Origin of the sequence: Teichococcus deserti, assembly GCF_001982615.1 — a bacterium.
GTDB lineage: Bacteria > Pseudomonadota > Alphaproteobacteria > Acetobacterales > Acetobacteraceae > Pseudoroseomonas > Pseudoroseomonas deserti.
Window position 1 is genome coordinate 50,666 of record NZ_MLCO01000141.1, and the last position, 12,152, is coordinate 62,817.

Annotated in this window: 10 protein-coding genes; 9 read left to right on the top strand and 1 reads right to left on the bottom strand. The window is 70.8% G+C overall.

Annotated features, from left to right (window positions below):
* Positions 1 to 11 precede the first annotated feature (11 nt).
* Positions 12 to 1,175: a mandelate racemase/muconate lactonizing enzyme family protein gene (locus BKE38_RS15045; protein WP_076958110.1), complete on the top strand. Its 1,164-nt coding sequence runs from the start codon at positions 12 to 14 to the stop codon at positions 1,173 to 1,175.
* Here the strand turns inward: BKE38_RS15045 and BKE38_RS15050 are convergent.
* On the bottom strand, positions 1,172 to 3,514 hold the full coding sequence (locus BKE38_RS15050) for a penicillin acylase family protein (RefSeq protein ID WP_076958111.1): 2,343 nt from the start codon (positions 3,512 to 3,514) through the stop codon (positions 1,172 to 1,174). The genes BKE38_RS15045 and BKE38_RS15050 overlap by 4 nt on opposite strands.
* A gap of 107 nt (positions 3,515 to 3,621) precedes the next feature.
* Between BKE38_RS15050 and BKE38_RS15055 the strand changes: the two genes are divergently transcribed.
* The 8 genes from BKE38_RS15055 (at position 3,622) to BKE38_RS15090 (ending at position 12,112) form a co-directional block, all read left to right on the top strand.
* Entirely contained in the window at positions 3,622 to 4,719 is a 1,098-nt protein-coding gene (locus BKE38_RS15055; RefSeq protein WP_076958124.1) for an ABC transporter ATP-binding protein, read from the top strand.
* Positions 4,719 to 5,585: an ABC transporter permease gene (locus BKE38_RS15060; protein WP_076958125.1), complete on the top strand. Its 867-nt coding sequence runs from the start codon at positions 4,719 to 4,721 to the stop codon at positions 5,583 to 5,585. Before BKE38_RS15055 ends, BKE38_RS15060 begins: the two co-directional genes overlap by 1 nt.
* The gene (locus tag BKE38_RS15065) at positions 5,585 to 6,418 is read left to right on the top strand and encodes an ABC transporter permease (RefSeq protein ID WP_076958112.1); all 834 of its coding nucleotides are present in this window, start codon (positions 5,585 to 5,587) and stop codon (positions 6,416 to 6,418) included. The genes BKE38_RS15060 and BKE38_RS15065 overlap by 1 nt, the downstream gene beginning before the upstream one ends.
* Complete coding sequence (locus BKE38_RS15070) at positions 6,411 to 7,124, top strand: GntR family transcriptional regulator (RefSeq protein ID WP_076958113.1); 714 nt, start codon at positions 6,411 to 6,413, stop codon at positions 7,122 to 7,124. The genes BKE38_RS15065 and BKE38_RS15070 overlap by 8 nt, the downstream gene beginning before the upstream one ends.
* Positions 7,125 to 7,149: 25 nt before the next feature.
* The gene (locus tag BKE38_RS15075; protein WP_076958114.1) at positions 7,150 to 8,205 is read left to right on the top strand and encodes an extracellular solute-binding protein; all 1,056 of its coding nucleotides are present in this window, start codon (positions 7,150 to 7,152) and stop codon (positions 8,203 to 8,205) included.
* A gap of 14 nt (positions 8,206 to 8,219) precedes the next feature.
* Positions 8,220 to 8,564, top strand: a complete 345-nt coding sequence (locus tag BKE38_RS15080; protein ID WP_076958115.1) for a N,N-dimethylformamidase alpha subunit family protein — start codon at positions 8,220 to 8,222, stop codon at positions 8,562 to 8,564.
* On the top strand, positions 8,561 to 10,810 hold the full coding sequence (locus BKE38_RS15085) for a N,N-dimethylformamidase beta subunit family domain-containing protein (protein ID WP_076958116.1): 2,250 nt from the start codon (positions 8,561 to 8,563) through the stop codon (positions 10,808 to 10,810). Before BKE38_RS15080 ends, BKE38_RS15085 begins: the two co-directional genes overlap by 4 nt.
* 69 nt (positions 10,811 to 10,879) lie before the next feature.
* On the top strand, positions 10,880 to 12,112 hold the full coding sequence (locus tag BKE38_RS15090; protein WP_076958117.1) for an aminotransferase class III-fold pyridoxal phosphate-dependent enzyme: 1,233 nt from the start codon (positions 10,880 to 10,882) through the stop codon (positions 12,110 to 12,112).
* The last annotated feature ends 40 nt before the right edge of the window (positions 12,113 to 12,152 follow it).

Sequence of the window (12,152 nt, forward strand, 5' to 3'; positions counted from 1 at the left end):
AGGAATGCCGGATGCGCATCGTCGATGTCCGCGAGATCACCCAGCCGATCGCCTCGCCGATCCGCAACGCCTATATCGACTTCTCCAAGATGACGACCAGCCTGGTCGCCGTGGTGACCGACGTCATCCGCGATGGAAAGCCGGTGGTGGGCTATGGCTTCAACTCGAATGGCCGCTATGGCCAGGGCGGGCTGATCCGCGAGCGATTCCGCGACCGCATCCTGGAAGCCGATCCGGCGAGCCTGCGCGACGAGGCGCGCGACAACATCGACCCGGCAAAAGTCTGGGCGGCGATGATGACCAACGAGAAGCCGGGCGGGCATGGCGAGCGCTCGGTCGCCGTCGGCACCGTCGACATGGCCGTCTGGGACGCCGTCGCCAAGATCGAAGGAAAACCGCTGTTCCGGCTGCTGGCGGAGCGGCATGGGCGCCAGGCCGATCCGCGCGTCTTCGTCTATGCCGCCGGCGGCTACTACTACCCCGGCAAGGACAATTCGGCGCTGCGCGGCGAGATGCGCAGCTATCTCGACCGCGGCTACACCGTGGTGAAGATGAAGATCGGCGGCGCCTCGCTGTCCGAGGACTGCGCCCGCATCGAGGCGGTGCTGGCCGAGCTGGACGGAAAAGCCCAGCTGGCCGTCGACGCCAATGGCCGCTTCGACCTGGAGGCCGCCATCGCCTATGCCAAGGCGCTGCGGCAGTTTCCGCTGTTCTGGTACGAGGAGGCCGGCGACCCGCTGGACTACGCCCTGCAGGCGGCGCTGGCCGAGTTCTACCCGGGCGCCATGGCCACCGGCGAAAACCTGTTCTCGCATCAGGATGCGCGCAACCTGCTGCGCTATGGCGGCATGCGCCCCGACCGCGACTGGCTGCAATTCGACTGCGCGCTGTCCTATGGCCTGGTCGAGTACCTGCGCACGCTCGAGGTGCTGCAGCAGCTCGGCTGGTCGCCGCGCCGCTGCATCCCGCATGGCGGGCACCAGATGTCGCTGATGATCGCCGCCGGCCTGGGCCTCGGCGGCAATGAAAGCTATCCGGACCTGTTCCAGCCCTATGGCGGCTTCCCCGACGGCGTCCGCGTCGAGGAAGGCCATGTCACCATGCCCGAACTGCCCGGCATCGGCTTCGAGGGCAAGTCGGACCTGATCCGGGTGATGCGGGAGCTCGCGGCTTAAGGCGTCAGCTGCTGCCTGTGGCTGGCCTGCGCCTCGATCGCCGGCCAGTCATAGAGCATCGGCACCATCGCGCAGTCCGACCAGGCCTCGTTCTGGTTGGTGTAGTAGGCGCTGCCGGGCTGGCCGGAGGCGCCATGGAACACCGCCCAGCGGCAGTTCTCCCAGGCGCCGACATCGAAGACATAGCGGGCGAGCGCGCCATAGGTGGCGCGCGGCCCGGCGCTGCAGAGCAGGCCATTGGCCAGCACCGTGTCGCCATCGCCGCCGACCGGGCGCGACGGCGGATCCAGCAGCGCCGCCGCCGCCGGATATTGTTCGGACAGCGGATGCACGAAGCGCGGTTGGTGCACCTCGCCCCAGCGCTTCTCCGCCGCCACCTCCGGCGAGGCGGCCGCTTCGGCCAGCGCCTCCTGCAGCAACTGGTCCCAGCTGCCGCCACCCAGCAAGGAAGAATCATCGCGGCGGAGCAGGTCGGGCAGTGTCCACCACAGCTGGTTCTGCGGCACCACGCCCGGCGCCACCGCGGTCCAGGGATGCTGCCCGACCCCGGACAAGCCGCTGCGCTCGGCCAGCTTCCGCGTCGCCGCCCGGCGCAGCGCGATATAGGCGGCGGGCCGCGGGTCTTCAGCGCGCATCTGCCCGTCCCAGCCGAGCAGCGTCCGCCGCAGCGCCGCGGCAGCGGGATCGGCGGGCTCCGCCAGCCCGCGCAGCCGGTCGCGCAGCAGCAGCGCATTGGGCGACAGGGTGTCGGCATGCAGCGCCGCCGCATCCTCGGGCCCGAAGCCGGGCATGGCGCGCAGCCGCTCCAGGATGCGCGACGCGCGATAGGGCGGGTGGCAATCGGTGCAGAGATAGTCCGGATGGTCGTCGGCCACGACCCGGTTGTTGGCGGTGACGATGAGCCCCTCGGGCGGGTCGATCACCTGGGGCATCTCTTCATGCGCGATCCAGCCCTGCCAGTCGTTCGCCGGGTCCCAGCCGGGCAGCGGCAGCCAGCCATGCGCGGCGCTGCGGCGCGGCACCCGGGCGCGCACCAGATGGCCGATCTGGCCGGCGGTGTCGGCGGCGACCAGATTGTGGTCGATCAGCCCCCAGCCGCGGGTGGCGTCATAGAGCTCCGCCACCGTCCTGGCCTGGGTCATCCGCGGCAGGCAGTCGAAGGACAGATCCGGTTCGGCGAACTGCACCGAGCGCAGGGCGAGCGCGGTCCCGCTGGCAGGGTCGCCGGCGATCACCGGGCCATGAATGGTCTCGACGATCTCGAAGTCGCAGGTGCCGGCGTCGCGCACCTTGATGCTGTCGCGCCGGCGCGTGACGGGGGCCAGGCCCTCGCCATGCTGCGTGGCCGCGCCGTCCTCGGAAAACCGCTCCAGGAACAGGTCATGGATGTCCATGAAGGCATGGGTGACGCAATAGGCGACGCTGCCGTTATGGGCGAAATGCGGGAAGCCCGGCACGCCCGGCACGGTCAGCCCGACCATGTCGAACGCGTCGCAGGCGACATGGTGCTGCGCATACATGTTGGGGATTTCGAAGACGCGGTGCGGGTCGCCGGCCAGCACGGGCCGCCCGGTGCCGCTGCGCGCCGGCCCCACCGCCCAGTTGTTGCTGCCGCCGGCAGTCTCGTCGCCCGGGCCCTCGCGGCCGAGCGACTCGAGCAGCGCGCGGATCGCCGGCGCCAGCGCCTCCAGATCGGCCTGGTGCCGCGCGGCGTCGCTGCCGGGCGGGATGGCCAGCAGGTCGCGGCCGCCATCGTCGTAGCGCAGCTTGCCCACGTTCTCCGCGCCCACCACCGGCAGGGCGGCGGCGCGCCACAGCTTGAACCAGACCGAGCCCATCAGCAGCCCCAGCCGCCGCATCACCGCAATGCTGTGCCAGGCCTCCCAGCGCTCCGGCGTCTCGCCGAGCAGGCGGTATTCGACCGGGACCGGCGCGCCGGATTCCAGGAAGCCGTTCACCCCCGCCGCATAGGACTCGAGCATCGCCCGCGCCTCGGCGCCGATCGCCGCGACATCCCGGCGGCAGGCGGCTTCCATCCCCAGACGGCGGGCCAGCATGTCGGAGGCCACCGCCCCTTCCCCCAGCCATTCGGCGGCGCGGCCCAGCGCCCGGCGCCGCGTCAGCTCCATCTGGAACAGCCGGTCCTGGGCATGGGCGAAGCCCAGCGCCCTCCAGGCGTCCTGGGCGGTCGCCGCCTTGAGATGCGGGATCCCCCAGGAGTCGCGCAGCAGGCTGGCCGGTTCCGTCAGCCCCGGCAGCGCCACCTGCCCGTCCAGCGGCGCCAGGCAGGCCGACAGCTGCTGCGGATTGAGGCTTTCGGCGGAAATCTTGGGCAGCATCCCGGTCCCTCCTGGCTGCTTGGGCCGCTTTGGCGGGCTTCGACCCGCTTGCAGCCTCGACGATATATCAAATACTCTATCGCGAAACGGGGTTGGGCAAGCGGGGCATGGCAGAGGCGGCACGCCACCAGGGCGGCATCCTGCTGGAAGGGCTGGTCAAGCGCTTCGGGCCGGTGGCGGCGATCGACGGCGTCTCGCTGGCGGTGCAGCCGGGCGAGTTCCTGGCGCTGCTCGGCCCCTCCGGCTCCGGCAAGACGTCTATTCTCATGACCATCGCCGGCTTCGAGTTCCCGGATGCGGGCCGGGTCGTCATCGGCGGCGAGGAGGTCACCTGGACGCCGCCCAACCGCCGCAACCTGGGCATGGTGTTCCAGCGCTACACCCTGTTCCCGCATATGACGGTGCTGGAGAACATCGCCTTCCCGCTGAAGATGCGCGGCGTGGCGCGCGCGGCGCGGGAGGAGCAGGCCCGCGCCGCGCTCCGCACCGTGCGGCTGGAGAGCTATGGCGACCGCCGCCCGGCGCAGCTCTCCGGCGGGCAGCAGCAGCGCGTCGCCATCGCGCGCGCCATCGTCTACCGCCCGCGCGTGCTGCTGATGGACGAGCCGCTCTCGGCGCTGGACAAGAACCTGCGCGAGGAGATGCAGATCGAGATCAAGCAGCTGCAGCGCGAGATCGGCATCACCGTGGTCTTCGTCACCCATGACCAGACCGAGGCCCTGACCATGGCCGACCGCGTCGCCGTGCTGGACCATGGCCGGCTGCAGCAGCTCGGCGCGCCGCGCGCCCTCTACGAGGCGCCGGAAACCCCCTTCGTCGCCCGCTTCATCGGCGAGACCAACTTTTTTCAGGGCCGCGCCGGTGGCGCGGCGAGCGACGGCGCGCTGTTCCCGGTGCAGCTGGACAATGGCGCACAGATCCATGCGCTGGCCGTCGGCGCGATCGCGGCGGGCGCCAGGCTGACCCTCGCCCTGCGGCCGGAGCGGCTGCGCCTGGCCCCCGCCGGCGCCCCGGGCCTGGCCGCCGAGGTGCGCGAGGCCATCTATGTCGGCAATGCCACCACCCTGCTGCTGCGCGGTGCCGATGGCGCGACCTTGCGCGCCCGCATCCCCGCCGGCGCCGGTTTTTCCGAGCCCGCGCCCGGCGAGCACGTCACCCTGCAATGGGAGGCCGGCGACGCCCGCGCCTTCGCGGCGGCGGCCTGATGCGGCGTCCATCCTCCTTCCTGCTGGCCGGCCGCCGCTACAGCCCGGCGGCCAGCCTGCTGCTGGCGGCGCCGTTCCTGCTGCTGATCGTCGTCGTCTTCCTGCTGCCGCTGGCGACGCTGCTGCATGAATCGCTCTTCCTGCCCTCGCCCGGCCTGCAGCATTACGAACGCGCCCTGGCCGAGCCGGTCTATCTGCGCGTCATGCTGCGCACCCTGCGCATCGCGGCGCAGGTGACCGCGCTGGCCCTGGTCCTGGCCTGGCCGCTGGCCTGGGTGATGTCGCGGTCCAAGGGCCTCGGCCTGGCGCTGCTGGCCGCCGCCGTGCTGCTGCCGCTCTGGACGTCCGTTCTCGTGCGCACCTATGCCTGGATGGTCCTCCTGCAGCGCAACGGTGTGGTCAACCAGTGGCTGCAGAAGCTGGGGCTGACCGACGAGCCGCTGAAGCTGCTCTACACCGAGCCCGCCGTCGTGCTGGCCATGGCCCATGTCCTGCTGCCCTTCATGGTGCTGCCGATCTATTCGGCGCTGAAAGGCATCCCCGAGGACTATACCCGCGCGGCGCAGATGCTCGGCGCCTCGGCCTGGGCCAGCTTCCGCGAGGTGATCTGGCCGCTGGCGCTGCCCGGCGTCACCTCCGGCTGCCTGATGGTCTTTCTTCTCGCGCTGGGCTTCTTCGTCACGCCGGCGCTGATCGGCGGGCCGCAGCAGATGATGATCGCGACGCTGGTCTCGCAGCAGGTGCGCGAGATGCTGGACTGGTCCTTCGCCGGCGCGCTGGTCGGCATTCTCCTGGCCTTCGTCCTGCTGCTGACGGTGATCTTCCGCCGGGCCGTGCGGCTCGACCGCTTCGTGGGGCAGGGCTGATGCGCGCGGCCCCCAACCCGGCCGGCCGCATGGCGCTGAACGCCGCGGCCTATGCCGTCACCGTCTTCCTGCTGTTGCCGACGCTGATCATCATCCCGATGTCCTTCGGGCCGGAACGCTTCCTGCAGTTCCCGCCGAACGGCTTCTCGATGCGCTGGTACCTGGAGTATTTCCGCGACGAGGAATGGCTGCGCGCCACCTTCTTCAGCCTGGAGGCAGGGCTGATCTCGGCGGTCGGCGCCACCCTGGTCGGCACCCTGCTGGCCCTGGCCCTGGTGCGCGGACGGCTGCCGGGACGCGGGTTGATCGAATTGCTGGTGGTCGGCCCGGTCATCGTCCCGCATGTGGCGCTTGCCGTCGCCATGTTCCTGGTCTTCGAGCAGCTGCGCCTGACCGGCACGCTGCTCGGCTTCGCCATGGCGCATACCGTGCTGGCCCTGCCCTTCGTCGTCTTCACCGTGCTCGCCGCCCTCTACCGCTTCGATGCCGAGCTGGAACGCGCGGCGCTGTCCTGCGGCGCCGGGCCGGTGCGAGGCTTCTTCCACGTCACCCTGCCGCTGATCGCCCCCGGCGTGGTCTCGGCCGCGCTCTTCGCCTTCGTCATCTCCTTCGACGAGGCGGTGGTCTCCTTCTTCATCTCGGGGCTGGACCGCAAGACCCTGCCCCGGAAGATGTTCGAGGACATCGACTACAACATCTCCCCCACCCTGGCCGCCGTCGCCACCATGCTGACCCTGCTGACCATCGGCGCGCTGCTGCTCGGCTATGCGCTGAAGCGTGCTATGGAGCGGCGCGCCGCGGCCGCGGCGGGAGAAGGTGGTGACCATGGCTGACAGCGCTGAGATCTTTCCCTTCGTCGCCCCGGTGGGGCGCGAGAACCTGGCGGCGAAGGTCTATGCCGAGCTGCAGGCGGCGCTGTTCGAAGGCCGCATGCGCCCCGGCCAGCGGCTGAAGATCCGTGACCTGGCCGCCGCCATGCAGGTCTCCGAGACCCCGGTGCGGGAGGCCGTGGTGCAGCTGGCCCGCGAGCGCGCGCTGCGCATGGAGGCGGCGCGCTCGATCACCGTCGCCGGCCTCAGCCTGGAGCAGTATCTGGAGCTGCGCACCATCCGGCTCGAGCTCGAGGCGCTGGCCGCCGAGGCGGCGGCGCTGCGCATCCAGCCCGGCGCCATCGACGCCCTGGCCGAGGCGCATGACCGGCTGATGGCGGCGGAAGAGGCCGGCGAGCCCATACCGGCCAACCGCGCCAACTGGGATTTCCACCACGGCCTGTACCGCGCCGCCGCCATGCCCGAGCTGCTGGCCATCATCGAGAATATCTGGCTGCGCAACGGGCCGATGCACGCCCTGCTCTATCCGCATGCGCGGCCGAGCTATCCGGGGCGGCACCGGCATCTCGACATCATCGACGGGCTGCGCGCGCGCGACCCGTCGGCCACCCGCATCGCGCTCTGCGCCGACCTGACCGAGGGCGGCGCCAACCTGGTCGCCTATCTCGGCCGGCTGGAGCGCGAGGCCGCCTGGACGCCTCCCAAATAACGTCCCTCCCCGAAGGAGCTGCATCATGGCCTTGCTGCGGAGACACCTTCTTGCCCTGGGCGCCGCCGGCGTCACGCCCCTCGCCCGCCCCGCCCTCGCCCAGCGCGGCTCGGGCGAGGTCATCGTCGCCGCCACCGGCGGGCTGATGGAACGCAGCCTGCAGGAGCACTTTTATAAGCGCTTCGAATCCGAAGTCGGCATCCGCGTCCGCTCGGTGCCGATCGAATTGCCGGACCAATGGGCCCGGGCGCGGGCCGGCCAGCGCAGCGGCAACGTCCCTTTCGACGTGGTCACGGCGACGCCGCCCGACCTGATCCAGCACGCCGATATCCTGGCGCCGGTCGATTGCTCGATGCCCGGAATCGCGGCGCATGCCCTGCCCAATGGCTGCTTCCCCGAAGGCATCATCCGCACCGCCGGCGGCATGGCGCTGACCTGGAGCAAGAAGGCTTTTCCGAACGGCGGCCCGCAGAGCTGGGCCGATTTCTTCGACGTCCAGAAATTCCCCGGCTCCCGCTCGCTGCCCGACACCGGCGACCGCGAATGGTGGGTGCCGCTGGCAGCCCTGATGGCCGACGGCGTCGAGCGGGACAAATTGTTCCCGATGGATGTCGACCGTGCCTATCGCAAGCTGGACACCCTCAAGCGCCACGTCGCCGCCTGGTGGAAGAGCGGCGACAACTCGATGCAGATCATGCGCGGCGGCGACGCCGTGATGACCATGGTCTATTCCAGCCGCGCCGTGCCGCTGGCGAAATCGGGGGAATTTGACTTTACCTGGAACCAGGCGATCCGCGACGTCGGCAACTGGGCGGTGCTGAAGGGCGGGCCGAACACGGCCAATGCCATGCGCTTCCTCGACTTCTTCGTGCAGAACCCGCAGGAGCATCTGTCCTTCAGCGACAAGGTCAGCTTCGATTCCAACAACCGCGAGGCGCCCGCCCTGGTCCCCGAGGCCGAGCGCCGCTACCGCGCCTCCTGGCCGGCGAACTGGGAGAAGCTGATCATCGCGGACTATGCCTGGATCGCCGCCAACCGCAACGCGCTGCGCGAGCGCTGGGTCACCTGGCTGACGCAGTAAAAAGGTTCCGGCCGATGCTGGTCAACGACCCCGAATCCGCGCATTGGCCGGTCGACCCCGCGCGGCTGGAACTCGTCGAAGAGTTCCGCCGCGCCCCGCGTGGGCCGCACAGCGAAGCGCTCCAAAAGCTGCTGCACCGCATGCGCTGGTCCGGCGTCGGCCGGCGCCACGTGCTGGTGGTGCTGGAGCCCAACCGCCGCTGGATGCTGGCGCGCATGCCCGGGCAGCGCGGCGCCCCCATCGAGACCTTCCCCAACCGCGTTTTCACCAGCCTGGCCGAGGCCGAATGGGCCGTCTTCGTCATCCGCTGGGAGGCGCTGACCGGCACCACGCTGCAGGACAAGAACCCCTCCGCATGACCGACACCACCGCCGTGCTGGGCTATGCCTGGCCGCTCACCGTCTCGCCCGGCGAGGCGGTGCGCTTCCACCTGTCCAGCGCGACGCTGCAGGAGGCGGAGGCGACGCTGCTGCGGGTGCGCTGCGCCGATCCCGATCCCGACGGGCCCGGCCTGCGCTTCGAGGTGCCGGGCACGCCGCTGGACGGACGCGTGCCGCTGCGCCACCAGCCGCTGCGCCCGGGCTCCTGCGGCATCGTGGGCGACGCGCCGGCGCTGCGCCGCGCCGGCTCCTTCTCGGTCGGCGCCTTCCTCTGGCCGACGGCGCCGCGGGCCGGGGCGCAGGGCATCGTCACGCGCTGGCGCGACGACACGGCGCAGGGCTGGCGGCTGGGGCTGGATGCGGAGGGCTGCCTGGAATTCGCCCTCGGCGACGGCGCTTCAACCTGGCGCGTCAGCGCGCCGCAGCCGCTGCTGGAGCGCGAATGGGTCTTCGTCACCGCGGCCTATGACGCGGAGAAGGGCGAGCTGCGGCTCTGCCAGGAAAGCCTCGATCCGCAGGCGGGGCGCAGCAGGACGGCCGGCGCCGTGGCGGCCGGGCCGCGGCACTTCGCGCCGCCGGCCGAGGTGGCGCTGGTCTTCGCCGCGCAGGCACTGGAGACCGGCGTCGCGCCGCTGACGGCCGCGCATTACGATGGCAAGATCGACCGGCCACGGCTCTGCGCCGGCGCCCTGTCGCCCGGCCGGCTGCGCGCCCTGGCCGAGGCGCTGCACCCCGCCCCCGGCGATCCTGGCCTGCTGGGCGCCTGGGATTTCTCCCGCGGCATTTCCACCGACCTGATCCACGACCTCTCGGCCAACCGCCTCGATGGCTGGCTGCGGCAGACTCCCGCCCGCGCCATGACCGGCGCCAATTGGGACGGCAGCACCCAGCAATGGACCGAGCGGCCGCATCTCTACGGCGCCATCCAGTTCCACAGCGACGACATGCATGACGCCGGCTGGGAGGCTGACCTGGAATTCCGCGTGCCGCGCGACTGGAAGAGCGGCTTCTACGCGCTGCGGCTGCGCGCCCGCGAAGGCAGCGACGACCCAGTCGAGAGCTTCGTGGCCTTCTTCATCCGCGCCCCGCTCGGCCAGGCGCGATCGAAGCTGGCCTTCGTCGCCAGCACCGCGACCTTCCTGGCCTATGCCAACAGCGCGCTGCGGCTCGACCAGGTGCATGCGGAATCCATGCTGGAAGGGCTGATCGCGCTGTCGCGAGACGATGTCTACCTGCAGGAGCATCGCGAGCTCGGCCTCTCGACCTACGACACCCACAGCGACGGCAGCGGCTGGTGCTATTCCACGGCCAAGCGCCCGGTGCTGAACATGCGGCCGCGCGGCGCCACCTTCAACTACGGCAACGACACCCATATCATCGACTGGCTGGAGCAGACTGGCCAGGACTACGACGTCATCACCGACGAAGACATCCACCACCAGGGCGCGCAGCTGCTGGCCGGCTACCGCTGCGTCGTCACCGGCTCGCATCCCGAATATTTCTCCCGCGCCATGCTGGACGCCTTCGACAGCTACCAGCGCGATGGCGGGCGGCATGTCTATCTCGGCGGCAACGGCTTCTACTGGCGCATCGCCTTCCACCCGACCCTGCCGCACGCCATGGAGATCCGCCGCGGCATGCTGGGCCTGCGCACCTGGGAGGGGGAGGCGGGCGAGAATTCCCTCTCCTACACGGGCGAGCCGTCCGGGTTGTGGCGCGCCAATGGCCGCCCGCCGCAGCGCCTGGTCGGCGTCGGCTTCGATGCCCAGGTCTTCACCCGCTCCTACCCCTATCGCTGGCTGGAAGGCGCGCGGGATCCGCGGCTGTCCTGGATGGTCGACGGCATCGACCTCAATGCGCCGCTCGGCGATTTCGGGCTGCGCGGCGGCGGCGCGGCGGGGCTGGAGGTCGATCGCGTCGATCCGACCCTGGGCTCTGCGCCCGGCATGGTCTGGCTCGCGACGGCGGACCGCCTCGACTATGGCGGCGTGCCGACGCTCGAGGAGCTGCGCACCCTGCATCGCGGTGCCATGGGCGACCAGAACGCCCGTGTCCGCGCCGACATCGCCTTCACGCCCACGGCCCGCGGCGGCGCCGTCTTCTCCACCGGCTCGATCGCCTGGGCCTGCGCCCTGTCGCATGACGGCTACGACAATGCCGTCGCCCGGCTGACCGGCAATGTGATCCGCCGCTTCCTCGATCCCTGTCCTTTCGAGGGCTTCTGATCCTGGCGGAGCACTTTGATATATGATATATCGTGCGGCGCCACGGCCCAGAAACGACAGGATAGCGCCATGCCCGAGCTTCTTCCCGGCAGCGATGCCGCGCTCCGCGCCCGCGCCCGGCAGGTGATCCCCGGCGGGCTCTGGGGCCATCTGAACGCGGCGAAGCTGCCTGAAGGCTACCCGCAGTTCTTCGCCGAGGCCGAAGGCTGCCGGCTCCGCGACGTCGACGGGCGCGAGACCATCGACTTCATGTGCTCCTGGGGCCCGATCGTGCTCGGCCACAAGCATGCCGTGGTCGAGGCCGCCGCCCGCGCCCAGGCTGAGCGCGGCGACACCATGAACGGCCCCGCCCCCGTGCTGGTCGAGCTCGCCGAGCTCATGGTGCAGATGATCCCGCATGCCGACTGGATCCTGCTCGGCAAGAACGGCACCGACGCCACCACCGCCTGCGTCACCATCGCCCGCGCCGCCACCGGCCGCCGCAAGATCCTGGTGGCACGCGGCAGCTACCACGGCGCCGTGCCCTGGTGCTCGCCCTCCGTCGCCGGCGTCACCGCCGAGGACCGTGCCCATCTGATCCAGTTCGACTACAACGACACCGACAGCCTCGACCGCGCGGTCGCCGAGGCCGGCGCCGACTTTGCCGGCATCATCGTCACCGCCTTCCGCCACGACTTCGCCCGTGACCAGGAGCTGGCCACCGCCGACTTCGCCCGCCACGCCCGGCAGGTCTGCGACACCACCGGCGCCGCGCTGATCCTCGACGACGTGCGCGCCGGCTTCCGCATCGATCTCGCCGGCTCCTGGGAGCCGCTCGGCGTGCGGCCCGACCTGTCTGCCTACAGCAAGGCCATCGCCAACGGCCACCCGCTGGCCGCCATGGCCGGCGGCGAGCGCTTCCGCGAGGCCGCGACCCAGGTCTACACCACCGGCTCCTTCTGGTGCGGCGCCGTCCCCATGGCCGCGGCCCTGGCCACCCTGCAGGAGCTGAAGCGCATCGACGGCCCCGAGCGCATGCGCGCCATGGGCCAGCGCCTGCGCGACGGCCTGGCGATCCTGGCGCGCCGCCACAACCTGGCCGTCAACCAGACCGGCCCGGCGCAGATGCCGCTGATGACCTTCGTCGGCGACGTGGACTGGAAGATGGGCGACGCCTTCTGCAGCGAAGCCCTCCGCCACGGCGCCTACTTCCACCCGCGCCACAACATGTTCCTGTCATGCGCGCACGGCGAAGCCGACATCGACGCCGCGTTGGTTGCCGCTGAAGCAGGGTTTGCAGCGGTGAAGAGGAGCATCGGGTAGGCCAGGGGAATGAATTCCCCTGGACCCCTTCTTTTTTCTG

What these genes read in the sequence shown, in the direction of transcription:
- BKE38_RS15045 (WP_076958110.1), top strand. Translation starts at nt 12, where the DNA reads ATGCGCATCGTCGATGTCCGCGAGATCACCCAGCCGATCGCCTCGCCG.
- BKE38_RS15050 (WP_076958111.1), bottom strand. Translation starts at nt 3,514, where the DNA reads ATGCTGCCCAAGATTTCCGCCGAAAGCCTCAATCCGCAGCAGCTGTCG.
- BKE38_RS15055 (WP_076958124.1), top strand. Translation starts at nt 3,622, where the DNA reads ATGGCAGAGGCGGCACGCCACCAGGGCGGCATCCTGCTGGAAGGGCTG.
- BKE38_RS15060 (WP_076958125.1), top strand. Translation starts at nt 4,719, where the DNA reads ATGCGGCGTCCATCCTCCTTCCTGCTGGCCGGCCGCCGCTACAGCCCG.
- BKE38_RS15065 (WP_076958112.1), top strand. Translation starts at nt 5,585, where the DNA reads ATGCGCGCGGCCCCCAACCCGGCCGGCCGCATGGCGCTGAACGCCGCG.
- BKE38_RS15070 (WP_076958113.1), top strand. Translation starts at nt 6,411, where the DNA reads ATGGCTGACAGCGCTGAGATCTTTCCCTTCGTCGCCCCGGTGGGGCGC.
- BKE38_RS15075 (WP_076958114.1), top strand. Translation starts at nt 7,150, where the DNA reads ATGGCCTTGCTGCGGAGACACCTTCTTGCCCTGGGCGCCGCCGGCGTC.
- BKE38_RS15080 (WP_076958115.1), top strand. Translation starts at nt 8,220, where the DNA reads ATGCTGGTCAACGACCCCGAATCCGCGCATTGGCCGGTCGACCCCGCG.
- BKE38_RS15085 (WP_076958116.1), top strand. Translation starts at nt 8,561, where the DNA reads ATGACCGACACCACCGCCGTGCTGGGCTATGCCTGGCCGCTCACCGTC.
- BKE38_RS15090 (WP_076958117.1), top strand. Translation starts at nt 10,880, where the DNA reads ATGCCCGAGCTTCTTCCCGGCAGCGATGCCGCGCTCCGCGCCCGCGCC.